The organism is Streptomyces sp. NPDC018947, assembly GCF_044390505.1.
In the GTDB taxonomy this organism is placed as follows: domain Bacteria; phylum Actinomycetota; class Actinomycetes; order Streptomycetales; family Streptomycetaceae; genus Streptomyces.
The window spans coordinates 192,935-217,735 of record NZ_JBIRZD010000014.1 but is presented as its reverse complement, the minus strand read 5'-3'; the positions used below and the strand labels follow the sequence as shown (position 1 = coordinate 217,735).

Genomic DNA, 24,801 nt, shown 5'->3' with positions numbered 1-24,801 from the left:
CGGCGAGGCCGCTCGCCGTACGTTCCCGCCGGGCCGCGGGGGCGCCGTCTACGGCGTCCCGTCACCCGGCTTCGCCCGCCGCCTCCACCAGTGCGCGCATCACCCGTACGTCCTCGCCCATCTCCGGATGCCACTGCACGCCGAGGGCCCAGCCGTCGGCGGGTGGGAGCTCCACCGCCTCGATCGTGCCGTCCGCCGCGTGGGCCGAGGCGAGCAGGCCCGTGCCGAGGCGGTCCACCGCCTGGTGGTGGTACGTCGGTACGAACGTCTCCTCCGCGACGGCGGCCGCGTACCGCGTCCCCGGCACCGGTGTGACCGGGTGGCCGCCGAACACGCCCACCACCTCGGCGTGGCCCTCGATGTGCTGGACGAGCGTCCCGCCGAGGGCGACGTTCAGCAACTGCATGCCCCGGCAGACGCCCAGCAGCGGGACGCGTGCCGTGAGGGCCGCCCCGATCAGCGCCAGCTCCCACGCGTCGCGGGCCCGGGCGGGCGGGCCGGTGCGCGGGTCCGGCTCGGCCCCGTAGCGCGCCGGATCCACGTCGGGGCCGCCCGCGATCACCAGACCGTCGAGACGGGCGACGGTGGCGGCGGCGTGCTCCGGCGCGTCCGGCGGAAGCATCGCGGCCAGCCCGCCCGCCCGCTGCACGAGCCGCGGATACCCGGCCGGCAGCAGCGCCGCCTCCAGTTCCCACACGCCCCAGCGCGCCCCGGACTCCAGATACGTACTGACGCCGATCAGCGGCCTGCCCGCCATCCGACCTCCCGGTAATGGACACGTCCCATACCTTTGCCGACGAGGCCGACGGCGGGCAAGACGCTCACGCCAGGAACCCCCGCAGCAGCGCCGCCGTCCCCGCGCAGTGCTCGCGCATGATCTCCCGCGCCCCGTCCGCGTCCCCGTCGAGCACGGCCTCCACCAGCGCGGTGTGCTGCCGCTGAGAGTGCTCCAGATTCCGCACCAGCAGCGGGATGCAGTCCAGCAGCCCGTTCACCGTCGCCCGGACGGCCGCGTACTGCGCGGTCAGCGTCGGCGAACCGCACAGCTCCGCGAGGGCGAGGTGCAACGCCGTGTCCAGCCGCCGGTACTCCGCGAGCGGCGCCTCGTGCGTGGCGTCCAGCGCCCCGCGCAGCCGCGCCGCCCGCTCGTCCGTCAGCCCGTGCGCGGCGCACAGCCCGGCCGCGCCCACCTCCAGCACCTCCCGGAAGCGCAGCACGTCCTCCAGGTCCACCCCGGCCACCCGGCGCCGCAGTTCGTCCTCGCCGCCGGCGTCCGGCCGGGGCAGGACGAACGTGCCGCCGTACCGGCCGCGCCGGGACTCCACCAGCCCCTCGTCCTGAAGCACCTTCAGCACCTCGCGCAGCGTCACCCGGCTCACCCCCAGCCGCTCCGCCAGTTCCCGCTCGGCCGGCAGCCGCCCGCCCCGCGGCACCAGGCCCAGCCGGACGACCTGGAGTATCTGCTCCAGCGCCTCCTCGAAGCCGTTGCCCGCCCGCACCGGCCTCAGCACGGGCGCGAGCCGGTCCGACACGCTTCCCCCGGACACCTCCGGCATACGGCCGCGCCCCCTTCCCAAGCAATGGTTCCCGGCAATACCTTATGGCTCCCGGCCAGAAGGAGGCTCTCCCCGTGGCAGAGCGCACACCCCCGCTCGGGGTCGAGGAACTGCACGCCCTCGTCGCCGCCGGTGACATCGACACCGTCGTCCTGGCCTTCCCCGACATGCAGGGGCGCCTCCAGGGCAAGCGGTTCGCCGCGCGGTTCTTCCTCGACGAGGTCCTCCACCACGGCACCGAGGGCTGCAACTACCTCCTCGCCGTGGACGCCGACATGAACACCGTCGACGGATACGCCATGTCCTCCTGGGACCGCGGCTACGGCGACTTCGTCCTGCGCGCCGACATGGACACCCTGCGCCGCCTGCCCTGGCACGGGGGCACCGCCATGGCCGTCGCCGACCTCGCCTGGGAGGACGGATCCCCGGTGGATGCCGCGCCCCGCCAGATCCTGCGCCGCCAGCTCGACCGGCTCGCCGGGCACGGCTGGAGCGCGCGGGCCGGCACCGAGCTGGAGTTCATCGTCTTCCGCGACACCTACGAACAGGCCTGGGACGCCGGCTACCGCGGACTGACCCCGGCCAACCAGTACAACGTCGACTACTCGGTGCTCGGCACCGGCCGCATCGAGCCCCTGCTGCGCCGCATCCGCAACGAGATGGCCGGCGCGGGCATGACCGTCGAGTCCGCCAAGGGCGAGTGCAACCCCGGCCAGCACGAGATCACCTTCCGCTACGACGACGCCCTCGTCACCTGCGACCAGCACGCCGTCTACAAGACCGGCGCCAAGGAGATCGCCGCCCAGGAGGGCATGGCCCTGACCTTCATGGCCAAGTACAACGAGCGCGAGGGCAACTCCTGCCACATCCACCTCTCCCTCGCGGACGCCGACGGCACCAGCCTCATGCCGGGTGACCGCGACGGCGGCATGTCCGACCTCATGCGGCACTTCCTCGCCGGACAGCTCGCCGCGCTCAGGGAGTTCACCCTGCTCTACGCCCCCCACATCAACAGCTACAAGCGGTTCCAGCCCGGCTCCTTCGCCCCGACCGCCGTCGCCTGGGGCCACGACAACCGCACCTGCGCCCTGCGCGTCGTCGGCCACGGCCGCTCCCTGCGCTTCGAGAACCGGCTCCCCGGCGGCGACGTCAACGCGCACCTCGCCGTCGCCGGCATGATCGCGGCCGGGCTGCACGGCGTGGAGCACCGCCTCGATCTGCCCGAGCCCTGCCCGGGCAACGCCTACGCCGCGGACTTCGCACACGTCCCCACGACCCTGCGGGAGGCCGCCGATCTGTGGGAGCGCAGCACCCTCGCCAAGGCCGCCTTCGGTGACGAGGTCGTCGCCCACTACCGCAACATGGCCCGCGTCGAACTGGACGCCTTCGACGCCGCCGTCACGGACTGGGAGCTGCGCCGCTCCTTCGAACGCATGTGAGGCCCCGTTGTCCGAAGAGCTGCGGGTACTGAACCCCGCCACCGAAGAGGTCCTCGCCACCGTCCCGGCCGCCGGCGTTGCCGACGTGGACGCCGCCGTCGTCCGCGCCGCCCGGGCCCAGACCGCCTGGGCCGCCCTCGCGCCCGCAGACCGCGCCCGGCTCCTGCGCCGCTTCGCCTCCGCCGTGGACGGGCACCTGGAGGAACTGGCCGCACTGGAGGTGAAGGAGGCCGGGCACACCGTCGCCAACGCCCGCTGGGAGGCGGGCAACGTGCGCGACCTGCTCGACTACGCCGCCGGGGGAGTGGAGCGGCTCACCGGCCGGCAGATCCCCGTCGCCGGCGGCCTCGACGTGACGATCCTCGAACCGCTCGGCGTCGTCGGCGTCATCGCGCCCTGGAACTTCCCGATGCCGATCGCCGCCTGGGGCACCGCCCCCGCGCTCGCGGCCGGCAACGCCGTCGTCCTCAAGCCCGCCGAGACCACCCCGCTGACCGCGCTCCGCCTCGCCCGGCTCGCCCTGGAGGCCGGGCTGCCCGAGGACCTGTTCCAGGTGCTGCCCGGGCACGGGCCTGTCGCGGGCGACGCGCTCGTCCGCCACCCCGGCGTCGCCAAGATCGTGTTCACCGGGTCGACCGCCGTGGGCCGGCGGGTGGCGGCGACGGGGGCGGCCCTCCTCAAGCCCGTCACCCTCGAACTCGGCGGCAAGAGCCCCAACATCGTCTTCGCCGACGCCGACCTGGAGGCTGCCGCGGCCGCCGCCCCGATGTCCTTCCTCGACAACTGCGGCCAGGACTGCTGCGCCCGCACCCGCATCCTCGTCCAGCGCGAGGTCCACGACCGCTTCCTCGGTCTCCTCGCGCCCGCGATCGAGGCCGTCCGCGTCGGCGACCCGGCCGACGAGAGCACCGACATGGGCCCGCTGATCTCCCGCGCCCAACTGGACCGCGTCCGCTCCCGCGTCCCCGACGGAGCCGAGGGCATCCGCGGCAAGGCCCCCGAGGGCGGCCCCGGCTTCTGGTTCCCGCCCACCGTCCTGACCGGCGTCGACCCGCGGGCCCCCGTGGCGGTCGAGGAGGTCTTCGGGCCCGTCGCCGTCGTCCTGCCCTTCGACGACGAGGCCGACGCCGTCCGCCTCGCCAACGCCACCGACTACGGCCTGTCCGGCTCCGTCTGGACCCGGGACCTCGGCCGCGCCCTGCGCGTGTCGGGCGCCGTGCGCGCCGGGAACCTGTCCGTCAACTCCCACTCCAGCGTCCGCTACTGGACGCCCTTCGGCGGGTTCAAGCAGTCCGGGCTGGGCCGCGAGCTGGGCCCGGACGCGCTGACCGCCTTCACCGAGACCAAGAACGTCTTCCTCAGCAACGTCCCGTCGAGCACGGAGGGCCCCGCACAGTGACCGAAGACATCGTCTGCCGCAGGCTCGTCGGCCGCACCGCCGTCGTCACCGGGGCCGGCAGCGGCATCGGCCTCGCCTCCGCCCGCCGGCTCGCCTCCGAGGGCGCCCACGTCGTCTGCGGCGACGTGGACGAGACCAGGGGCAAGGCGGCGGCCGAGGAGACCGGCGGCACCTTCGTCCACGTCGACGTCACCGACCCCGAGCAGGTCGAGGCGCTGTTCGGGACGGCGTACGACACCTACGGCAGCGTCGACGTGGCCTTCAACAACGCCGGCATCTCACCGCCCGACGACGACTCCATCCTGGAGACCGGCCTGGAGGCCTGGAAACGCGTCCAGGAGGTCAACCTCACCTCCGTGTACCTGTGCTGCAAGGCCGCGATCCCCTACATGCGGCGCCAGGGCAAGGGCTCGATCATCAACACCGCCTCCTTCGTGGCCCGGATGGGTGCCGCCACCTCGCAGATCTCGTACACGGCCTCCAAGGGCGGCGTCCTCGCCATGTCGCGGGAACTGGGCGTCCAGTTCGCCCGGGAGGGCATCCGCGTCAACGCCCTGTGCCCCGGCCCCGTCAACACCCCCCTGCTGCGGGAGCTGTTCGCCAAGGATCCCGAGCGCGCCGCGCGCCGCCTCGTGCACGTCCCGGTCGGGCGGTTCGCCGAAGCAGAGGAGATCGCCGCCGCCGTCGCGTTCCTGGCCAGCGACGACTCCTCCTTCGTCAACGCCACCGACTTCCTGGTGGACGGCGGGATCGCCGGGGCGTACGTCACACCGCTGTAGATCGCCCGCGCCCTCGCCCTACAGTGCCGGGATGAGCATGACGCCGCCGCCCGGCTGGTACCGCGATCCGTCGGCCCCGCACCACGAGCGCTGGTGGGACGGCACGGCCTGGACCGAACACCGGCGCGCGCCCGAGGCCTTCGGCCCGCCGGTGCCGCCGCCCCCGCGGCGAAGCGGGGGGCGCGGCAAGGCCGTCGCCCTCACCGCGGCCGCGGCGGTTCTGGTCGCGGCCGTGGTCACCGGTGCCGTCCTCCTCGGCGAGGACGGCACCGGGGCACCGCCGCGTACCTCCCCGACCGCGCCCGCCTCCCCGTCCACCGCGCCGACGAGCGGGCCGCCGAGCCCCTCCCCGTCCGTCTCCGACGGCCCCGCCGTCGTCGAGGACCAGCTCAACGGCATCACCTTCCCGCTGCCGGACGGCTGGGTGCTGCCGGAGTACGTCACCCAGGACGACGCCGTGATGACCACCGACGGCACCTACAAGTGCCCCGCCGACGGCAGCGTGTGCCGGCACGGACTCGTCATCTCCCGCACCGTCACCGCGAACGCCGAGAACTCCCCGAAGATCCTCGCCGAGCAGGACATCGAGGACGCGGCCGACGACGCCTACGAACGCAACCCCGTCGGCAGCAAGCCCTTCGGCGGCATCCGGTCCCACGAGGTCGTCGGCTCCGGGGCGGTCGCGGTCGCCGGACGCGCCGGGTACTACGTGCGCTGGCGGGTGACGACGGCCGAGGGACCCGGCGGCTACGTGCAGTCGATGGTCTTCCCGTCCACCGTCGGCACCGAGTCGCCCGTCCTCGTCCGCTATGTCTTCGACGCCGGCGAGGACGGGCCGCCGCTCGCCGACATGGACAGGATCACCGAGGGCATCCGGCCCGCCGGCGACGCGGCCACGGGCGGCGGCGCGGGCAGCGGCATCGGCCCCTCGCACTGACCGGGGGGCGCCCTACAGGAAGGTGCGTCCCTCGCCCCGGTACGTCGGCACCGTCGCCGTCACCCGGTCCCCCTCCACGAGGTGCAGCGCGTCGAACCGCTCGCACAGCTCGCCCGCCTTGGCGTGCCGGAACCACACCTTGTCGCCGATCAGCAGGTCGTCGGCGGGGGAGCCGAGCAACGGCGTCTGCACCTCGCCCGCGCCCTCCTGCGGGTCGTAGCGCAGCCCCTCGGGCAGATACGGGACCGGCAGCCGGTCGGCGCCGGCGACCCCGGAGGCCGGATAGCCACCGCCGAGCACGGTGACGGCCCCGACGCCGGGCCTGCGGACGACGGGCTGCGCGAAGAGCGCGGCCGGACGCCCGCGGAACGACGTGTAGTTGTCGAACAGCCGCGGCACGTACAGCCCGGACCCGGCGGCGACCTCCGTGACCGCGTCCTCCGCGGCGGTGTGCTGCACGCTGCCGGTGCCGCCGCCGTTGACGAACTCCAGGCCCGGCACCACCGCCCGCACCGCCCGCACCACCGCGGCGCGCCGCTCGGCGAGTTCGCGGCGGGCGGCGGCCTGCATCAGCCGCACCGCCCGCGACCGCAGCGGCCGTCCCGCCACCGCGTCCCCGACCCCGGCGACATGCCCTTCGTACGCCATCACGCCCACGACCTCGAAGCCCGGCCGCCGGACCACCGCGCGGGCCAGATCGGCGACCTGCGCGGGGGAGTGCAGCGGGGACCGCCGCGCCCCGACCCGCACCCGGCCGCCGAACAGCCGCAGGGAGGTGTCCAACTCCAGGCAGACCCGGACCACTTCGCGCCCGCCGTCGCGCGCCGCGTCGATGAGGCCGAGCTGCGCCGGGTCGTCGATCATCACCGTCACGGCGGAGGCCAGCTCGGGGTCGGCGGTCAGCTCCGCGTACCCGGCGCGGTCCGCGGACGGATAGGCGAGCAGCACGTCATCGAACCCGGAGCGCGCCAGCCACAGGGACTCGGCCAGCGTGAAGGACATGATCCCGGCGAAACCGTCCTTCGCCAGGGCGCGTTCGAGCAGGGCACGGCACCGGACGGACTTGCTGGCGACCCGGACCGGCTTGCCGCCGGCCCGGCGGACCAGGTCCGCCGCGTTGGCGTCGAAGGCCTCCAGGTCCACGATGGCCACGGGGGCGTCCAGATGGGCGGTGGCCCGGTCGTAACGGGCCCGGTCGGCGGCGCGCGCAGTCATGAACGAAGCCTGCCAGACGGGATTACCGCAGGGTAGGGGGACGTTCCGGGCCAATGCCCCGGCCACGCGGACTGGTTCCCCTCCGGGCGGGGGCACGCCGTAGAGTGACGCGCACGCAGGGCGGAACGGTCCGGGCAGCGGACCGGGTCCGCGCGGATGGCGGCCCGTCCGTGCGGGTATGCGTGCCCGGGACGGCGAGTCCGCGCCGGGCCCGGGCAGGAGAACGCCGGCCCGCGCCGGGGAACCGGACCGGGCCCGAGGAAACGGGGGGTGCATGAGCACGGAAGCGCGCCGCGCGTCCCACCCCTCGTCCCCGCCCCGCCCGGCGACACCGCCGCAGCCCCGCACGCCGTCCACCGCGCCCACCGCGGAGCCGATGCCGCGCGCCGCCGGGCAGGACGCGGACGCGACTCCCCGCCCGAGCACGACCGGGGAGTCGGCCCCGGCCGGCCCCGCCGGCGCCCAGAGCCCCGGTTCCGCCCCGCCCGGCCGCGTAGGCCCCCTGGGGACCGGATCCGCGCCCCCTCCGCCGCGCGCCACCGCCCGCTTCCCGGACGCCCCGCCGACCGTCGGCCGTGCCGTGGCCGCTTCCGGGCGGCGTGGTGGGCCGGCGGCGCCCGGCGCCCCCGCGGAGAGCCCGTCGGAGACCACCACACGGCTGCGCCCGGTCCCGGCGCAGGCCGGCCCGGGGACGGGCCGGGGCCCGGTGCCCGCGACGGGAGAGGCACACGCGCCGCGGCCGGCGACGGACCGGGATGGCGCCGCGCGACGGCCCAGTGTGTCGTTCGGGCGACCCGAGGGGTACGACGAGCACGCCCGGCCGCGCCCGCTCGGCGGACGCCTGCGGCCCCAGGCCGTCGCCGCGGCCGTCTGCCTCGTCCTCGGGGCCGGACTCGTCACCGGCGCCGTCACCGGGAGCTGGCTCGCCGGGGACTCCGCGGACGCCGAGGCGCGCAGCGCCTTCACCGCGGCCGGGGACCTGTGGCACAGCGTGCCCGTCGACCAGCTCTTCCCGCCCGTCGTGCAGGGACGCGGCGCCGGACCCGGCGGCGCGGACCGCATCTGGACCCGCGTCGCCGTCGCCCCCGACAGCGGCTGCGCCGGCGCCTTCGACCGGCTGCTGGCCGAGGTCCTCGCCCCGGCAGGCTGCGAGCGCCTGCTGCGCGCCACCTACACCGACGCCACGCAGAGCCACGTCACCACCGTCGGCCTGCTCTTCACCGAGGCCGACCCCGCCGCCGCCACCGCGCTGGCCGGCCGGTTCGAGAAGGAGGGCCTGGCCCGGCGCGCCGACCTCGTCCCGCGTCCGTACGCCGCCCGGGACACCGTCGCCGCCGGTTTCGGCACCCGCCAGCGCGCCGCGTGGACCGTGTCCGTGCTCACCGACGCCCCCGTCGTCGTCTACGCGGTCTCCGGCTGGGCCGACGGCCGCACCGTCGACCGGCCCGAGCCCGCCGAGGAGGCCATGGAGTCCGGCGCCACCTCGGCCGCGGCCCAGGCCGGCCTCGGTCACGAGGCGCAGGGCCTCGCCGACCGCGTCGAACGCGCCCTGCGCAAGAACGTCGGCCCGGCCCGGGGGGAGCCCTCGTGAACACCGCCACGACCCGCCGGACCGGCGGCACCCTCGCCGTCCTCCTCGCCGCCGCCCTCCTCCTCGCCCCGGCGCCCGCCGCGCACGCCGACGGCATCCGTGCCAAGCAGTGGGGCCTGGAGGCCCTGCGCACCCAGGAGGTGTGGGCCACCACCAAGGGCGCGGGCGTCACCGTCGCCGTCCTGGACACCGGCGTCGAGGCCGACCACCCGGACCTCGTCGGGAACGTCCTCACCGGCAAGGACCTGGTCGGCTTCGGAGCGAAGGAGGGCGACCGCTCCTGGGCCCGGCACGGCACCGCCATGGCCGGGATCATCGCCGGTCACGGTCATGGACCCGGCGGCACCGAGGGCGTCATGGGCGTCGCGCCGGAGGCCCGGATCCTCCCCGTCCGCGTGATCCTCGAAGACGGCGACCCCTCCCGCGCCCAGGCCCGCAAGACCCGCGGCAACGCCCTCGCCGAGGGCATCCGCTGGGCCGTGGACCACGGCGCCGACATCATCAACCTCTCCCTCGGCGACGACTCCGCCTCCGCCCACCCGGAATCGGCCGAGGACGAGGCCATCCAGTACGCCCTGCGCAAGGGCGTGGTCGTCGTCGCCTCGGCCGGCAACGGGGGCGAGAAGGGCGACCACGTCTCCTACCCGGCCGCCTATCCGGGCGTCATCGCCGCGACCGCCGTGGACCGCTTCGGCACCCGCGCCTCGTTCTCCACCCGCCGCTGGTACGCCACGGTCAGCGCGCCCGGCGTGGACGTGATCATCGCCGACCCGGACCACCGCTACTACGAGGGCTGGGGCACCAGCGCCGCCTCCGCGTTCGTCTCCGGCGCCGCCGCCCTGGTCAAGTCGGCCCACCCGGACCTCACCCCCGCCCAGGTCAAGAAGCTCCTGGAGGACACGGCCCGCAACGCCCCCGCGGACGGCCGCGACGACTCCCGCGGCTACGGCTTCGTCGACCCCGCCGCCGCCATCGAGGCCGCCGGACGCCTGGAGCCGCGCGGACTGAGGGCGGCGGCCTACGGCGAGAAGTACTTCGGCCCCGGGCCGGACGCCCCCGCGGACGACGACACGCCCTCCGCCTGGGCGGCACCGCTGGCCGGCGGCGCGGGCGGCGTCCTGATCGTCGCGTCCGTCGTCCTGTGGCGCACCCGCCGCCAAGACCTCGACGACCTCTGACCCGCCCCCGCCGTCCGGGCCGCCGCCGGCCGCCTGCTCCAGCCTGCTGAGAGAGCCCGGTGAGGGCCGCGGGGCACCCCCCGATAGGCTCGGTGACCGTGGCGAACAAGAACATTCCCGACCCCGGTTTCTCCGACGACGACGGCTCCGCCGACCCCCGGCTGAGCGCGGCGCTCGCCGCCTGGGCCGTGGACCGCACCGCCCTCGCGCCGGTACTGGAGGCGCTCAGGGGCACCCGGCTGCTCGTGCCCGTCGTGGCCGTCCTCGGCGAGGTCGAGGAGGACGAGAACGGACTGCGCCGCGAGAAGACCAGCGACATGGCCGTGCCCACCCTCAGGGCCGGGGACCGCACCGCCCTGCCCGCCTTCACCTCCACCGACTCGCTGGCCCTGTGGGACCCGGCGGCCCGCCCCGTCGCCGTACCGCTGCACCAGGCCCTGCAGGCCGCCGCCCACGAGAAGGCGGACACGGTCGTCCTGGACATGGCCGGGCCCGTGCCCTTCGAGCTGAGCGGCGCCGCGCTGCTCGCGCTGGCCGAGGGCCGGACGACGACCGACCCGCTGGCCGACCCGGCGGTCGTGGAGGCCGTACGCGCCGCCGTCGCCGCCGAGCCCGCCGTGCTGAGCGCCCACCTCGGGCCGGGGCAGGCCGACGGCACCCTGGCCCTGCTGCTCGACCCCGCGGCGGCCCCCGCCGAGGCCGCCCGCGCCGTCGCCGGACGGCTGGCCGCCGACGAGACACTGAGGGCCCGCCTGGTGCGCGGCCTCGACCTGGCACTGCTGCCGGCCGGGGCGACGCCGCCGGGCGAGCCCTTGTACGTGAAGGAGCGGCGGGACTAGCCGTAGACCGGGCCGGTGTACTTCTCGCCCGGCCCCTGGCCCGGCTCGTCCGGCACCAGCGACGCCTCGCGGAAGGCGAGCTGCAGCGACTTCAGGCCGTCGCGCAGCGGCGCCGCGTGGAAGGAGCTGATCTCGGTCGTGCTCGCGTCCAGGAGACCGGCCAGCGCGTGCACCAGCTTGCGGGCCTCGTCCAGGTCCTTGTGGGCGTCGCCCTCCTCGGACAGTCCGAGCTTCACGGCGGCGGCGCTCATCAGGTTGACGGCGACCGTCACGATCACCTCGACCGCGGGAACCTCCGCGATGTCGCGGGCCATGGCGTCGAAGTCGGGCGTCTCAGGAGGGGTCTCACTCATGCCGCTCACGATAGGCGCAGGAGGGATCCGGGCCGTACTCGGTCTCGGTTAGCCCTTCCCCCGGCGAGCTGCTAACCTTGTGTAACGACCGGTCGGACACGCGCGCCCCCAGGGCAGCGGGCCCGGCCCACAAGTGGAGGCTCCGAACTCCCACCTGGCCGTCCCCCGGGACGGCGGGTCACCGGTCAGGCGGTCCCGTCCTCGCGACGGCGATCGGCCCGAAATCGCGCCCCGCGACCATCGCGGCGGTGCTCCGGTAGCAGTTCCAGGAGCCCCGCCTGTGATCGTCCGGGGCATTTTTTGTGCGCCGGCGCGGTTAGGTCTAACGAACACAGACGTTACGCGGCTGTCCGCCAGACCGTCGCGTGGTGCTACCGAGGAGGATCCATCAGCGCCGAGCCCCGCATCAACGACCGGATTCGCGTTCCCGAGGTGCGACTTGTCGGTCCCAGCGGCGAGCAGGTCGGGATTGTCCCGCTTGCCAAGGCCCTGGAGCTTGCGCAGGAGTACGACCTCGATCTCGTAGAGGTCGCGGCGAACGCCCGTCCGCCCGTGTGCAAGCTCATGGACTACGGGAAGTTCAAGTACGAGTCGGCCATGAAGGCCCGTGAGGCGCGCAAGAACCAGGCGCACACGGTCATCAAGGAGATGAAGCTCCGGCCGAAGATCGACCCGCACGACTATGACACCAAGAAGGGTCACGTCGTCCGGTTCCTCAAGCAGGGCGACAAGGTCAAGATCACGATCATGTTCCGTGGGCGCGAGCAGTCCCGGCCGGAGCTCGGCTACCGGCTGCTGCAGCGTCTCGCGGAGGACGTCCAGGACCTCGGTTTCGTGGAGTCGAACCCGAAGCAGGACGGCCGGAACATGATCATGGTCCTCGGTCCGCACAAGAAGAAGACCGAGGCGATGGCCGAGGCTCGCCAGGCGCAGGAAGCCCGCAAGGCGGAGGCGAAGGCCAACCCCGGCAAGTCGCAGAACGCCGCGGACGCCGACGCCACGGCCGAGGCTCCCGCCGAGGCGTGACCCCCGGGGGCGCGAGCCTCCAGGACGTAACCGATACAAGAGCGACGCTCCACCGTGCCCGGTTTTCCGACCGGGCATCGGAGCGCCACCGACGAGGAGATAACGGCGCTATGCCGAAGAACAAGTCGCACAGCGGTGCCAGCAAGCGCTTCAAGATCACCGGCTCCGGCAAGGTGCTCCGCGAGCGCGCCGGCAAGCGCCACCTGCTCGAGCACAAGTCGTCCCGCGTGACGCGCCGCCTCACCGGCAACGCCGAGATGGCCCCGGGCGACGCCGCGAAGATCAAGAAGCTTCTCGGCAAGTGACGTCCGGCGCCACCGAGCGCCGTACGTCAGGACCGGGACCCATTCGATACCGGGCCGCGTGAGGACCACCGCGGCCCCGCTACAAGGAGTTAACAAGTGGCACGCGTCAAGCGGGCAGTCAACGCCCACAAGAAGCGCCGGGCGATCCTCGAGCAGGCCTCCGGCTACCGCGGTCAGCGTTCGCGCCTGTACCGCAAGGCCAAGGAGCAGGTCACCCACTCGCTGGTCTACAACTACAACGACCGCAAGAAGCGCAAGGGTGACTTCCGGCAGCTCTGGATCCAGCGCATCAACGCCGCTGCCCGCGCCAACGGCATCACGTACAACCGCTTCATCCAGGGTCTGAAGGCCGCCAACGTCGAGGTGGACCGCAAGATCCTCGCCGAGCTGGCCGTCAACGACGCCGGTGCGTTCGCCGCGCTGGTCGAGGTCGCCCAGAAGGCGCTGCCGAGCGACGTCAACGCGCCCAAGGCCGCGTGACGCCGCGCCGGCTCTGAGCCGACGTGACTGGACCCGCAGGTTGTGAACCTGCGGGTCCTGTCGTTGCCGTCCGCACCTGTCGTCTGCCCGGCCGCGGGCCCTGGTGTGGCTGGTCGCGCAGTTCCCCGCGCCCCTGACGGAGCGCTCCGGCCCGCGTCGAATCAACTGTGAAGGTGAAGAAGAGTGCGCCCCGCCGCCCCCGAGCTGATCTCTCCCCGCTCTCCCCGTGTCGTCGCCGCGCGGCGGCTGGCCAAGCGGAACTTCCGGGGGAAGGAGCGGCTGTTCCTGGCCGAGGGGCCGCAGGCCGTGAGGGAGGCCGCCGCGTACGGTGACACCCTGGTCGAGCTGTTCGCCACCGTCGAGGCCGCCGAGCGCTACGCCGACATCATCGGAGCCGCCCGGGACGCCGGCGCCCGCGTGCACCTCGCCGCCGAGCAGGTGATCGAGGACATCTCCACCACCGTCACCCCTCAGGGCATCGTCGGGGTCTGCCGCTTCCTGGACACCCCCTTCGAGGACATCCTCGCCGCCCGTCCGAAGCTCGTCGCCGTCCTCGCCCACGTCCGCGACCCCGGCAACGCGGGCACCGTGCTGCGCTGCGCCGACGCCGCCGGCGCCGAGGCGGTCGTCCTCACCGACGCCTCCGTCGACCTCTACAACCCCAAGGCCGTACGCGCCTCCGTCGGCTCCCTGTTCCACCTGCCCGTCGCCGTCGGCGTCCCCGTCGAACGGGCCGTCGCCGAGCTGCGGGAGGCCGGCGTGCGGGTGCTGGCCGCCGACGGCGCGGGCGAGGACGACCTCGACGCCGAACTGGACGCCGGCACCATGGGCGGGCCCACCGCCTGGGTCTTCGGCAACGAGGCCTGGGGGCTGCCCGAGGAGACCCGCGCCCTCGCCGACGCCGTCGTCCGCGTCCCGATCCACGGCAAGGCGGAGAGCCTGAACCTCGCCACCGCCGCGGCCGTATGCCTCTACGCGTCCGCGCGTGCACAGCGCGCCGCCGGAGGGTGCCGCTCCGTCACCGAGAGCTAGTAGGGTGGCCACCTCGGGGACCCCTCAGGCGTAGGTGAGAGGTGGGGTACGGGGATGAGTGTCGGCGCGAGCAGCGCACCGGGAGCACCACGGGTGCCGCGGCCGTCCGCGTCCCGGTCCGGTGACCCGGCCCAGCCGGCCTTCGACCCCGACGACCTGCCCGACGGCCTCGTCGTCGCCGACGCGCACGGACACGTCGTCGGCTTCAACGCCGCCGCCGAGCGCATCACGGCCGTCCGCGCCGCCGACGCCCTCGGACAGCGGCTGGAGAAGGCCCTGCCGCTGGAGGACCTGGAGGGCCGGCGCTGGTGGCAGCTCACCGACCCCTACGGCGGGCCGGCCATCCGGCGCAGGCAGCCCGAGCGCAACCTCCTCCTGCCCGGCGGACGGGAGGTCCTGGTCGCCGCGCGCTACGTACGGGCCGCGCCCACCGGCCCCGTCCAGCGTGTCGTCGTCACCCTGCGCGACACCGAGGCCCGCCGCCGCACCGAGCGCAGCCACGCCGAGCTGATCGCCACCGTCGCCCACGAGCTGCGCTCCCCGCTCACCTCCGTCAAGGGGTTCACCGCGACGCTGCTGGCCAAGTGGGAGAGGTTCACCGACGACCAGAAGAGGCTGATGCTGGAGACCGTCGACGCCGACGCCGACCGGGTCACCCGCCTCATCGCCGAACTGCTCGACATCTCCCGCATCGACTCCGGCCGCCTCGAGGTCCGCCGCCAGCCCGTCGACATCGGCGCCGCCGTCGGCCGCCACATCCAGGCCTACGTCGCCGCCGGACTGCCCGCCGACCGCTTCCTGCTCCGCCTCGTCCAGCCGCTGCCCGCGCTGTGGGCCGACCCCGACAAGATCGACCAGGTGCTCAGCAACCTCATCGAAAATGCCGTGCGGCACGGCGAGGGAACCGTCACCATCGACATCACGCCCGCGGCGTCCCCCCGAGAGGGAGAGGACACCGGCACGTCGGTCACGGTGAGCGACGAGGGGCCGGGAATCCCGGAGGAGTCCATGAACCGCGTCTTCACCCGCTTCTGGCGGGGCAGCAAGCGCGGCGGCACCGGCCTCGGGCTCTACATCGTCAAGGGCATCGTCGAAGCCCACGGCGGCACCATCACGGTCGGACGCGCCCCCGTCGGCGGCGCCGAGTTCCGATTTACGTTGCCCGTGGCGGCCCCGGCCTACCTCACCTGAGACGGCCGGCGACCCCACGGGCGCGATCCGCGTTCCACAGCCCCGTTAGACTCGGTCTTTGGCACCTTTGCGTCCAGTTCCGCAGACGAGAGGTCTCCGGACCGTAGACGGGGCGTTCCAGCCAGCCAATCGGAAGCACGGGAAGAGATGTCGGCACCGAATAAGTCGTACGACCCTGTCGAGGTCGAGGCGTTGAAACCGGAAGAGATCGAGCGCATGCGGGACGAGGCGCTCGCCGCCTTCGCCGCCGCGGACTCCCTCGACGCGCTCCAGGAGGCCAAGGTCGCCCACACCGGCGGCACGTCGCCGCTGGCGCTGGCCAACCGCGAGATCGGCGCCCTGCCCCCGCACGCCAAGGCCGAGGCCGGCAAGCGCGTCGGCCAGGCCCGCGGCGCCGTCAACAAGGGCCTCGCCGCGCGCCAGGCCGAACTGGAGGCCGAGCGCGACGCCCGCGTGCTCGTCGAGGAGGCCGTGGACGTCACGCTGCCCCACGACCGCGTGCCGGCCGGCGCCCGCCACCCCCTCACCACGCTCTCCGAGCGCATCGAGGACGTCTTCGTCGCCATGGGCTACGAGGTCGCCGAGGGCCCCGAGGCCGAGGCCGAGTGGTTCAACTTCGACGCGCTCAACATCGGCCCCGACCACCCCGCCCGCGGCGAGGCCGACACGTTCTTCGTGCAGGGCCCCGACGGCGGCGGCGAGTCCGGCGTCGTGCTGCGCACCCACACCTCGCCCGTGCAGATCCGCTCCGCGCTCGGCCGCGAGCTGCCGGTCTACGTGATCTGCCCCGGCCGCGTGTACCGCACCGACGAGCTGGACGCCACGCACACGCCCGTCTTCCACCAGGTCGAGCTGCTCGCCATCGACGAGGGCCTGACCATGGCGGACCTCAAGGGCACCCTGGACCACATGGTCCAGTCGCTGTTCGGCGCGGAGATGAAGACCCGGCTGCGGCCGAACTTCTTCCCCTTCACCGAGCCGAGCGCCGAGATGGACATGCTCTGCTACGTCTGCAAGGGCGCGTCCGTCGGCAACCCCGACCGGCCCTGCCGCACCTGCTCCAGCGAGGGCTGGATCGAGCTGGGCGGCTGCGGCATGGTCAACCCGCGGGTGCTCGTCGCCTGCGGCGTCGACCCCGAGAAGTACAGCGGCTTCGCCTTCGGGTTCGGCATCGAGCGGATGCTGATGTTCCGCCACAACGTCGAGGACATGCGAGACATGGTCGAGGGTGACGTCCGGTTCACCCGGCCGTTCGGGATGGAGATCTGATGCGGATCCCGCTTTCTTGGCTGCGGGAGTACGTCGACCTGCCGGCGACGGAGACCGGCCGTGACGTACAGGCCAAGCTCATTTCGGCCGGGCTGGAGGTCGAGACCGTCGAGCAGCTCGGCGCCGACCTCAAGGGCCCCCTCGTCGTCGGCCAGGTGCTGACCATCGAGGAGCTGGAGGGCTTCAAGAAGCCGATCCGCTTCTGCACCGTCGACGTCGGCCGGGCCAACGGCACCGGTGAGCCCCAGGAGATCGTCTGCGGCGCCCGCAACTTCGCCGTCGGCGACAAGGTCGTCGTGGTCCTGCCCGGCGCCACCCTGCCCGGCGGCTTCTCGATCTCCGCGCGCAAGACGTACGGCAAGACGTCCCACGGCATGATCTGCTCCAGCGACGAGCTGGGCATGGGCGACGACGGCACCCACGGCATCATCGTGCTGCCGCCGGAGACCGAGGTCGGCAAGGACGCCATCGAGCTGCTGGAACTGGTCGACGAGGTCCTGGACATCGCCGTCACCGCCAACCGCGGCGACTGCCTGTCCATTCGCGGCGTCGCCCGCGAGACCGCCATCGCCTACGGCCTGCCGCTGCGTGACCCGGCCCTGCTCGACGTGCCCGGCCCGAACGCGTACGGCTACCCGGTGAAGATCTCCGACCCGTCCGGCTGCGACCGCTTCACCGCCCGCACCGTGACCGGCCTCAGCGCCGAGGCCCGCTCGCCGATCTGGCTCCAGCGCCGACTGCAGAAGGTCGGCATGCGCCCGATCTCGCTCGCCGTCGACGTCACGAACTACGTGATGATGGAGCTGGGCCAGCCGCTGCACGCCTACGACCGCTCCCTCGTCCAGGGCACCATCGGCGTGCGCCGGGCGGCGGAGGGCGAGAAGATCGTCACCCTCGACGGCGTCGAGCGGAAGCTGCACGCCGAGGACCTGGTCATCACCGACGACCGCGGCCCGATCGGTCTCGCCGGGGTCATGGGCGGCGCCGACACCGAGATCGCCGACCACGACGACCCCGACAAGGGGACGAGCGACGTGGTCATCGAGGCCGCGCACTTCGACGCCGTGTCCATCGCGCGCACCGCCCGCCGGCACAAGCTGTCCTCCGAGGCATCCCGCCGCTTCGAGCGCGGCGTCGACCCGCGGGCCGCGGCGGCCGCCGCACAGCGCACCGTCGACCTGCTGGTGCTCCTCGCGGGCGGCACCGCCGAGGCCGGCGTCACCGAGATCAGCGCGCCCACCGCGCCGCGCACCCTCTCCATGCCCGCCGACCACCCGGACAAGGTCGCCGGCGTCGAGTACGGCCGCGAGACCGTCGTACGCCGCCTCCAGGAGGTCGGCTGCGACGTGTACGGGCAGGACGAGCTGATCGTCACCGTCCCGTCCTGGCGGCCCGACCTCACCGACCCGAACGACCTGGCCGAAGAGGTCATCCGCCTGGAGGGCTACGAGAACCTGCCCTCCACGCTGCCCCGGCCGCCCGCGGGCCGCGGCCTGACCGCCCGGCAGCGGCTGCACCGCCGTGTCGGCCGCGCCCTGGCCGGCGCGGGCTACGTCGAGGCGCCGAACTACCCGTTCGTCAGCGAGCGGGTCTTCGACCAGCTCGGACTGGACGCCGACGACCCGGCCCGCCGCGTGGTCAAGCTGGTCAACCCGCTCAGCGACGAGGAGCCCGCGCTGCGGACCTCGCTGCTGCCGGGCCTGCTCGGCGCGCTGCGCCGCAACGACGGCCGCGGCAGCCACGACCTCGCCCTGTTCGAGACCGGCCTGGTCTTCCACCCGCGCGACGAGCGACGCGTCGCCGCCAACCTGCCCGTCGACCGGCGTCCCAGCGAGGAGGACCTCGCCGCGCTGGACGCCGCCCTGCCCGAGCAGCCCCGGCACGTCGCCGTCGTCCTCGCGGGCGCCCGCGAGCAGGCCGGCTGGTGGGGCAAGGGCCGCCCGGCCGACTGGGCCGACGCGATCGAGGCCGCCCGTACCGTCGCCCGCGAGACCGGTGCCGACCTGGGCATCCGCAAGGGCCAGTACGGCCCCTGGCACCCGGGGCGCTGCGCCGAGCTGTTCGTCACCGTGGACGGCGAGGAGCGGGTCATCGGCCACGCCGGCGAACTGCACCCGCGCGTCGTGAAGGCCCTGGGCCTGCCCGCGCGCACCTGCGCGGCGGAGCTGGACCTCGACGCCCTGGAGCGGGTCGGCGACGGCACCCCGCAGGCGCCGGGCATCTCCACCTTCCCGGTCGCCACGCAGGACGTCGCGCTGGTCGTCGACGCCTTCGTCCCGGCGGCGGAGGTCGAGGCGGCGCTGCGCGAGGGCGCGGGCGAACTGCTGGAGTCCATCCGGCTGTTCGACGTCTACGACAACGCCGAGCAGCTCGGTGAGGGCCGCAAGTCCCTGGCGTACGCGTTGCGCTTCCGCGCGGGGGACCGGACGCTGACCGTCGACGAGGCCTCCGCGGCCCGCGACGCGGCGGTCGCCCTCGCGGGCGAGCGGGTCGGAGCGGTGCTGCGCAGCTAGCCGACGGTGTCGCCCGAGGGGCGTGGGGTTCCTGCCGGCCGGCGGCTGCGGGTAGTCGGTGGCCGGTGGGCAGTCCCCCGCGCCCCTCGATGGACGTCATCCCGACGCCGGCAAGGGGCGCGGGAACTGCGACCACGACGCACCCGCGGTCGACAGCGCATCCGCACCCCGAACGGCTTCGGTCGGACCGCTACGGCCGGCGGAGCCGTCCGCCCCGCCACGGAGTGTCGGGCAGGCGGCCGGGCGGACGGCCCGGGAACGGGCCGCCGCACTGTTACGAGGGGGAGCCGGCGGCCCGGCCGGCCTCTTTCGAGGCAGTTCAGTCAACCGGCCCGCGACCCTGCGCGACAGCGCGCACACCCTGCGGATGCACGTACTCCGTTCACACCCCGTGTGAAGCCCGGCACACTACGCTGTCGGCACCTGAACCACCGGGGGGCCACCATGCAGCCCAACACTCTGCTCGACGCGATCCTTGACGAGGCGGGCGTCTCGCACGCGGGCCTCGCCGCCCACGTCAACCAGGCGGGACGGGCGCGCGGGCTCACGCTGAGGTACGAACACACCGCCGTCGCCCGGTGGCTGAAGGGGCAGCGGCCCCGCGGCCAGGTCCCCGACCTGATCTGCGAGGTGCTCGCCGCCCGGCTGCACCGGCCCGTCACCCTGGACGACATCGGCCTCGGCGTGCCCGGTGAGCCCGCCGCCCCGCACACCGGCTCACTGTCCGGGTTCGTGGACCGCGCGACCGCCCTGTGGCGCTCCGACCAGCAGCGGCGCCCCCACCTGCTGGGCGCGCCCGCGCTCACCGGCACGCCCGCCGTGATGCCGGTGTGGGAGTGGGAGAACCCGCCCGAGGACGTGGACGTCTCCCGCGGCGGCCGGCACCGGGTCACCCCGGCCGACCTGGAGATGCTGCGCTCGGCCCGCACGCACTACGAGCAGATGTACCGCAAGGCCGGCGGCATCGCCACGCGCGCCCGCATCGTCGGCTTCCTCAACGCGGAGGCCGCCCCGCTGCTGCGCGGCGGCTACACCGACGCCACCGGCCGCCACCTCCACCGTGCCACCGGCGGCCTGGTCGCCGTCGCCGGCATCTGCGCGTACGACTCCGACGCGCACGGCCTCGCGCAGCGCTACTTCCATCAGGCGCTGCGCCTGGCGAAGGCCAGCGGCGACCGGGGTCTCGGCGCGTACGTGATCGCGCTGCTGGTCAACCAGGCCCTGTTCCTGCGGGAGTTCCGGCAGGCCGTCGCCTTCGCCGAGGCCGCGCTGCGCACCGCCGGCCGGCACATCACCCCCGCGCTCGCCTCCGACCTGTACGCGATGCAGGCCAAGGCGTACGCCCACCTCGGCGACGGCACGAGCGCCCTGGCCTGCATCCGGCGGGCCGAGCAGGCCGCCGAACGCATCCGGCGCGGACACGAGCCCGACGAGACCGGCTACGTCCAGCCGGGCCTGGTCAACGTGCAGGTGGCGGAGGCCCTGCTCAGCCTCGGGGAACTGGCGGCGGCCGGGGAGCACGCCGCGGCCGCCGTCGACACCCCGGCGCACGACCGGGGCCGAGTGCACCGGCTCGCCATGCTCAGCACGATCGAACTGCGCCGGGGCGACGCCGACAAGGCGGTGGCCACCGCCGTGCGGATGGCCGAACAGGCCCGCGGAATGGAGTCCCAGCGCCTGCGCGACAGACTCCGCGCGGTCCGCGAGCACCTGGTGCGCAGCGGCTGCGCGGGCACGGCCGATGCGGCCGAACTCATCGACGGGGCCCTGCGCGTACCGCTGTAGCCCCTGCGTCCTGCCGCCGGATCCCGCGCCCGCCGCTGCCGCCGTGAGCGGCCGTCGTGCGCCTGCTGCCGGACCGCTCCGGCTGCGATATTGCCACTCACTCAAGAAGGGTGGCAGAACCGTGCAATGGACAAAACAGAACGAACAAACTGTGTATGCGAACCGCTGGTTCAGCGTCAATCTCGCCGATGTGGAGCTCCCGGACGGCCGGCATCTCGACCACTTCCTCATCCGGATGCGCCCGGTGGCGGTCGCCACGGTCGTCAACGAGGCCCATGAGGTGCTCCTGCTGTGGCGGCACCGTTTCATCACCGACAGTTGGGGCTGGGAGCTCGCGGCCGGCGTCGTGGAGGAGGGCGAGGACATCGCGGCCGCGGCGGCCAGGGAACTGGAGGAGGAGACGGGCTGGCGCCCGGGGCCGCTGCGCCACCTCATGAGCGTCGAGCCGTCCAACGGCCTCACCGACGCCCGGCACCACGTCTTCTGGGCCGACGAGGGCGAGTACGTCGGACATCCGGTCGACGACTTCGAGTCGGACCGCAGGGAATGGGTGCCGCTCAAACTCGTCCCCGACCTGGTCGCCCGGGGCGAGGTCCCGGCCGCCAACATGGCGGCCGCGTTACTCCTGCTCCACCATCTGCGGCTCGGCCAGGACGGCGGGTCCTGAGAAATGGCGGGGGCCCGGCGCCTCATGGCGTGCCGGGTCCCCGGGAGGTTCCCCGGCCGCTCGCGCCCAGAGCGATGTCAGCACCCTGCGCGACGAGATCCAGGCATCCTCGGCAAGGCGACCGAGAGCGACAACTCCACCGACGAAGTCCTCAAGGCGCCGGTCGACCAGACCAACTACGGTTTCGACGAAGCCAGTTCAACGTCCTGACGAATTCGCCAGACCCTACCCGGATGCCGAGCAGTCCTCCGAGAGGTACCACCATGCCCCGTAGTCGACCGGTTCCCGGACCACGTTCCGCTCCTGCCTTCGCCGCCGTCGTTGTCGCCGTGCTGGCTCCCTTGGTCACGGGATGCGGCGCCGACGAGGAGACCCGGGACTACTCCGTGCCAGGCACCCTCTGCGGCATACGCGTCGATGCCGAGGAGCTCACTCCGTTCCTGCCGCCGGGGAAGAAGCTCTCCGTCAAGCCTGACGTCGAACCCGCGACGGCCTGGTGCGATGTGTCCGTGGACGGGAAGCTCGCCGTCAGAACGGTCCAGACTTGGTGGACGAGTGGCCATGACACGGCGTACTTCCTCCGCAGCCAGACCCTCGAGCGGGTGGAGGAGAGCGCGGACGCGGGGCGGTACGTGTATTCCGGCTGGCAGGCGTTCGGCAAGACGGAGGGCTGCGTCGACGAGAAGCGCGAGCAGGAGCTCTACACCGGCATCCAGGCCTACGGTTCCGACCACAGGGACGCCGACGCCATGAAGCGTCTGATCGCTTCCTTCACGAAGGAGGTCGAGAAGACGGACGCGTGTGACGGAATAGGGTCGTGAGCGACGCGTAGCTGCGCCGGCCGCGCGGAGGCCGGGCCGGACCCGGGAACGACGCGACGCAACGCCGTACAGCCGTCGACCCGGGGGAACGAGTGTGGGCCCGGCCCGGAAGCACCGGGTCGGGCCCACGATCGCGGTTCAGCCGTACGTGTAGAACCCCGACCCCGTCTTGCGGCCGAGGCGGCCCGCGTCGACCATGCGCTGGAGCAGCGGGGGAGCGGCGTACAGCGGCTCCTTGTACTCCTCGTACATCGAGTACGCGACCGAGGCGACGGTGTCCAGGCCGATCAGGTCGGACAGCTTCAGCGGGCCCATCGGGTGGGCGCAGCCCATCTCCATGCCGTTGTCGATGTCCTCGCGGCTGGCGATGCCCGACTCGAACATCCGGATCGCGGAGAGCAGGTACGGGATCAGCAGCGCGTTGACCACGAAACCGGACCGGTCCTGGGCGCGGATGGAGTGCTTGCCCAGCACCTTCTCCGTGAAGAGCTGCGCCCGGCTGAGCGTGCCCTCGGAGGTGGTGAGCGCCGGGATCAGCTCGACGAGCTGCTGGACCGGCGCCGGGTTGAAGAAGTGGATGCCGATGACGTGGTCCGGCCGCGAGGTGGCGACCGCCAGCTTCACCAGCGGGATCGAGGAGGTGTTGGAGGCCAGGATCGCGTCGGGCCGGGTCACGACCTGGTCCAGCACTTGGAAGATCTCGGTCTTGACCTGCTCGTTCTCGACGACGGCCTCGATGACGAGGTCCCGGTCGGCGAACTCGCCCAGGTCGGTGGTGAAGCTCAGGCGCGACTGCGTCGCCTCCAGCTCCTCCTCGGTGATCTTGCCGCGCTCGGCGGCCTTGGCGAGGGAGTTGAACAGCCGGGTACGGCCGATCTCCAGGGCCTCGCCGGTGGTCTCGGCGACCTTCACCTCCAGGCCGGCGCGGGCGCACACCTCGGCGATGCCCGCCCCCATCTGACCGCAGCCCACCACGCCGACGCGTGCGATATCTCCCGAGATGACGGTCACATCGTCCCTTTCGCTGACTCCACGGCTGAGGCAGGTCCGCCGGGGTCCCCGGCGCCTGCTCCGATCGTGCACGTTACCCCCGAAGCGCCGCGGATCCGTCGTCCGGGTCGGGCATGCTGGGGGCCGTACACGATCCGTGACCGCGCGGATCCGCCGAGTCGTGGAGGTTGTCCATGGGCCGCGTCTCCCGCCGGGCCTTCGCGGTGGCCGCGCTGTCGGCGCTCACGGCGGCACCCGCGGCGTCCGCGGCACCGGGGCGGGCCGGACACCGGCGCGGCGCGGTCACCGAGATGCGCGGCATGTGGCTGGCCACCGTGAACAACCGGGACTGGCCCAGCCGCGCCGGCCTGCGGGCCTCCGAGCAGCGGGCCGAACTGATCGAGCACCTCGACACCGCGGTACGCCACCGCCTCAACACGGTGATCTTCCAGGTGCGGCCCACCGCCGACGCGCTGTGGCCGTCGGAGTACGAGCCCTGGTCGCAGTACGTGTCCGGCAGCCAGGGCAGGGACCCCGGCTGGGACCCGCTGGGCACCGCCGTCGAGGAGGCCCACGCCCGCGGACTGGAACTGCACGCCTGGTTCAACCCGTACCGCGTCGCCCTGCGCGACGACCCGGCCCACCTGGTGCCCTCGCACCCCGCCCGCAGGAACCCCGACTGGGTGGTGCCGTACGCCGGGAAGCTCCACTACAACCCGGGGCTGCCCGAGGTCCGGTCCTTCGTGCAGGACGCGATGCTCGACGCGGTGCGCAAGTACCCCGTGGACGGCGTCCACTTCGACGACTACTTCTACCCGTACCCGGTGGCGGGCCGGACCTTCGACGACGACGGGGCCTTCCGCGCCCACGGCGGCGGGTTCTCCAGCAGGGCCGCCTGGCGGCGGGACAACATCGACCGGCTGGTGCGGGAGACCGCGGCCGGCGTCAGGCGGGTCCGGCCCACCGCCCGCTTCGGCGTCAGCCCCTTCGGCGTCTGGCGCAACGCGGCCACCGACGCACGGGGCTCCGACACCCGGGCGGGCGTGCAGACGTACGACGACCTGTACGCGGACACCCGCACGTGGGTGCGCGAGGGCTGGGTCGACTACATCGTGCCGCAGCTCTACTGGCACATCGGCCAGGACACCGCCGACTACGCGAAGCTGCTGCCCTGGTGGGCGGAGGTGGCCAGGGGAAGCCGGACCCGGCTCTACGTCGGCGAGGCACTCTACAAGGCCGGGGACCCGGCCGAGCCCGCCGCGTGGCAGGACCGCGAGGAGCTGTCCCGGCACCTCGCCCTGGCCGCGGGCCACCCACAGGTGCGCGGACACGTCTTCTTCGCCGCGAAGGACATGGCGGAGGACCGGACCGGCGCGATGGCGCGGGTGTCCGCCGGCCACTACGCGCAGCCCGCGGGCACCCCGCGCTGAGTCACG

Annotated in this window: 23 protein-coding genes; 18 read left to right on the top strand and 5 right to left on the bottom strand. The window is 73.7% G+C overall.

The window, feature by feature from the left end; all coding sequences use genetic code 11:
• Positions 1 to 61 precede the first annotated feature (61 nt).
• The gene (locus ACH499_RS25830; protein WP_356199514.1) at positions 62 to 757 is read right to left on the bottom strand and encodes a gamma-glutamyl-gamma-aminobutyrate hydrolase family protein; all 696 of its coding nucleotides are present in this window, start codon (positions 755 to 757) and stop codon (positions 62 to 64) included.
• A 64-nt stretch (positions 758 to 821) separates the two neighbouring features.
• Positions 822 to 1,556 carry a FadR/GntR family transcriptional regulator gene (locus ACH499_RS25825; RefSeq protein WP_399018611.1) on the bottom strand — a complete coding sequence of 245 codons (735 nt, stop codon included), beginning with the start codon at positions 1,554 to 1,556 and terminating at the stop codon, positions 822 to 824.
• A gap of 74 nt (positions 1,557 to 1,630) precedes the next feature.
• Between ACH499_RS25825 and ACH499_RS25820 the strand changes: the two genes are divergently transcribed.
• From ACH499_RS25820 to ACH499_RS25805, 4 genes are read left to right on the top strand one after another with little or no spacing between them, the layout of a single operon-like run.
• Positions 1,631 to 2,995 carry a glutamine synthetase family protein gene (locus ACH499_RS25820; protein WP_399018609.1) on the top strand — a complete coding sequence of 455 codons (1,365 nt, stop codon included), beginning with the start codon at positions 1,631 to 1,633 and terminating at the stop codon, positions 2,993 to 2,995.
• A gap of 7 nt (positions 2,996 to 3,002) precedes the next feature.
• Positions 3,003 to 4,394: an aldehyde dehydrogenase family protein gene (locus tag ACH499_RS25815; protein WP_399018607.1), complete on the top strand. Its 1,392-nt coding sequence runs from the start codon at positions 3,003 to 3,005 to the stop codon at positions 4,392 to 4,394.
• Positions 4,391 to 5,173, top strand: a complete 783-nt coding sequence (locus tag ACH499_RS25810) for a 3-oxoacyl-ACP reductase (protein ID WP_356199507.1) — start codon at positions 4,391 to 4,393, stop codon at positions 5,171 to 5,173. The genes ACH499_RS25815 and ACH499_RS25810 overlap by 4 nt, the downstream gene beginning before the upstream one ends.
• Before the next feature lie 37 nt (positions 5,174 to 5,210).
• A complete protein-coding gene (locus tag ACH499_RS25805; RefSeq protein WP_356199571.1) occupies positions 5,211 to 6,110 on the top strand; it encodes a DUF2510 domain-containing protein in 900 nt (299 codons plus the stop codon).
• Positions 6,111 to 6,122: 12 nt separating this feature from the next.
• Here the strand turns inward: ACH499_RS25805 and ACH499_RS25800 are convergent, their stop codons facing one another.
• Positions 6,123 to 7,325 carry an amino acid deaminase/aldolase gene (locus tag ACH499_RS25800; RefSeq protein WP_356199505.1) on the bottom strand — a complete coding sequence of 401 codons (1,203 nt, stop codon included), beginning with the start codon at positions 7,323 to 7,325 and terminating at the stop codon, positions 6,123 to 6,125.
• A gap of 778 nt (positions 7,326 to 8,103) precedes the next feature.
• Between ACH499_RS25800 and ACH499_RS25795 the strand changes: the two genes are divergently transcribed.
• The 3 genes from ACH499_RS25795 (at position 8,104) to ACH499_RS25785 (ending at position 10,933) form a co-directional block, all read left to right on the top strand.
• Positions 8,104 to 8,916, top strand: a complete 813-nt coding sequence (locus ACH499_RS25795; RefSeq protein WP_399018604.1) for a hypothetical protein — start codon at positions 8,104 to 8,106, stop codon at positions 8,914 to 8,916.
• The gene (gene mycP / locus ACH499_RS25790) at positions 8,913 to 10,094 is read left to right on the top strand and encodes a type VII secretion-associated serine protease mycosin (RefSeq protein ID WP_356199502.1); all 1,182 of its coding nucleotides are present in this window, start codon (positions 8,913 to 8,915) and stop codon (positions 10,092 to 10,094) included. Before ACH499_RS25795 ends, mycP begins: the two co-directional genes overlap by 4 nt.
• Positions 10,095 to 10,192: 98 nt before the next feature.
• Positions 10,193 to 10,933, top strand: coding sequence for an SseB family protein (locus tag ACH499_RS25785; protein ID WP_399018602.1), 741 nt, complete (start codon positions 10,193 to 10,195; stop codon positions 10,931 to 10,933).
• On the opposite strand, the gene ACH499_RS25780 is transcribed toward ACH499_RS25785, so the two are convergent.
• On the bottom strand, positions 10,930 to 11,286 hold the full coding sequence (locus ACH499_RS25780; RefSeq protein ID WP_356199499.1) for a DUF1844 domain-containing protein: 357 nt from the start codon (positions 11,284 to 11,286) through the stop codon (positions 10,930 to 10,932). The two genes, ACH499_RS25785 and ACH499_RS25780, sit on opposite strands and share 4 nt — an antisense overlap.
• A gap of 387 nt (positions 11,287 to 11,673) precedes the next feature.
• On the opposite strand from ACH499_RS25780, the gene infC reads away from it, so the two are divergent.
• From infC to ACH499_RS25730, 10 genes are all read left to right on the top strand, one after another.
• On the top strand, positions 11,674 to 12,312 hold the full coding sequence (infC, locus tag ACH499_RS25775; protein ID WP_356199569.1) for a translation initiation factor IF-3: 639 nt from the start codon (positions 11,674 to 11,676) through the stop codon (positions 12,310 to 12,312).
• Positions 12,313 to 12,422: 110 nt separating this feature from the next.
• On the top strand, positions 12,423 to 12,617 hold the full coding sequence (gene rpmI / locus ACH499_RS25770) for a 50S ribosomal protein L35 (protein ID WP_003977225.1): 195 nt from the start codon (positions 12,423 to 12,425) through the stop codon (positions 12,615 to 12,617).
• A 96-nt stretch (positions 12,618 to 12,713) separates the two neighbouring features.
• Complete coding sequence (rplT, locus tag ACH499_RS25765; RefSeq protein ID WP_004002577.1) at positions 12,714 to 13,097, top strand: 50S ribosomal protein L20; 384 nt, start codon at positions 12,714 to 12,716, stop codon at positions 13,095 to 13,097.
• A gap of 183 nt (positions 13,098 to 13,280) precedes the next feature.
• Positions 13,281 to 14,129: an RNA methyltransferase gene (locus ACH499_RS25760; RefSeq protein ID WP_356199497.1), complete on the top strand. Its 849-nt coding sequence runs from the start codon at positions 13,281 to 13,283 to the stop codon at positions 14,127 to 14,129.
• A gap of 54 nt (positions 14,130 to 14,183) precedes the next feature.
• The gene (locus ACH499_RS25755; protein ID WP_356199495.1) at positions 14,184 to 15,320 is read left to right on the top strand and encodes an ATP-binding protein; all 1,137 of its coding nucleotides are present in this window, start codon (positions 14,184 to 14,186) and stop codon (positions 15,318 to 15,320) included.
• A 147-nt stretch (positions 15,321 to 15,467) separates the two neighbouring features.
• Positions 15,468 to 16,589 (top strand): phenylalanine--tRNA ligase subunit alpha, encoded by a 1,122-nt coding sequence (gene pheS, locus ACH499_RS25750; protein WP_356199494.1) that lies wholly within the window; start codon positions 15,468 to 15,470, stop codon positions 16,587 to 16,589.
• The gene (pheT, locus tag ACH499_RS25745; RefSeq protein ID WP_399018599.1) at positions 16,589 to 19,102 is read left to right on the top strand and encodes a phenylalanine--tRNA ligase subunit beta; all 2,514 of its coding nucleotides are present in this window, start codon (positions 16,589 to 16,591) and stop codon (positions 19,100 to 19,102) included. The genes pheS and pheT overlap by 1 nt, the downstream gene beginning before the upstream one ends.
• 444 nt (positions 19,103 to 19,546) lie before the next feature.
• Positions 19,547 to 20,887: a transcriptional regulator gene (locus ACH499_RS25740; RefSeq protein WP_399018598.1), complete on the top strand. Its 1,341-nt coding sequence runs from the start codon at positions 19,547 to 19,549 to the stop codon at positions 20,885 to 20,887.
• A gap of 121 nt (positions 20,888 to 21,008) precedes the next feature.
• Entirely contained in the window at positions 21,009 to 21,554 is a 546-nt protein-coding gene (locus tag ACH499_RS25735; RefSeq protein WP_356199489.1) for an NUDIX domain-containing protein, read from the top strand.
• Positions 21,555 to 21,883: 329 nt separating this feature from the next.
• The gene (locus ACH499_RS25730; protein ID WP_399018596.1) at positions 21,884 to 22,375 is read left to right on the top strand and encodes a hypothetical protein; all 492 of its coding nucleotides are present in this window, start codon (positions 21,884 to 21,886) and stop codon (positions 22,373 to 22,375) included.
• A 138-nt stretch (positions 22,376 to 22,513) separates the two neighbouring features.
• Here ACH499_RS25730 and ACH499_RS25725 read toward each other — a convergent pair whose 3' ends face one another.
• Complete coding sequence (locus ACH499_RS25725) at positions 22,514 to 23,386, bottom strand: 3-hydroxybutyryl-CoA dehydrogenase (RefSeq protein ID WP_356199487.1); 873 nt, start codon at positions 23,384 to 23,386, stop codon at positions 22,514 to 22,516.
• Between the two features lie 173 nt (positions 23,387 to 23,559).
• Between ACH499_RS25725 and ACH499_RS25720 the strand changes: the two genes are divergently transcribed.
• Positions 23,560 to 24,795, top strand: a complete 1,236-nt coding sequence (locus ACH499_RS25720) for a glycoside hydrolase family 10 protein (protein WP_399018593.1) — start codon at positions 23,560 to 23,562, stop codon at positions 24,793 to 24,795.
• Positions 24,796 to 24,801: the final 6 nt, after the last annotated feature.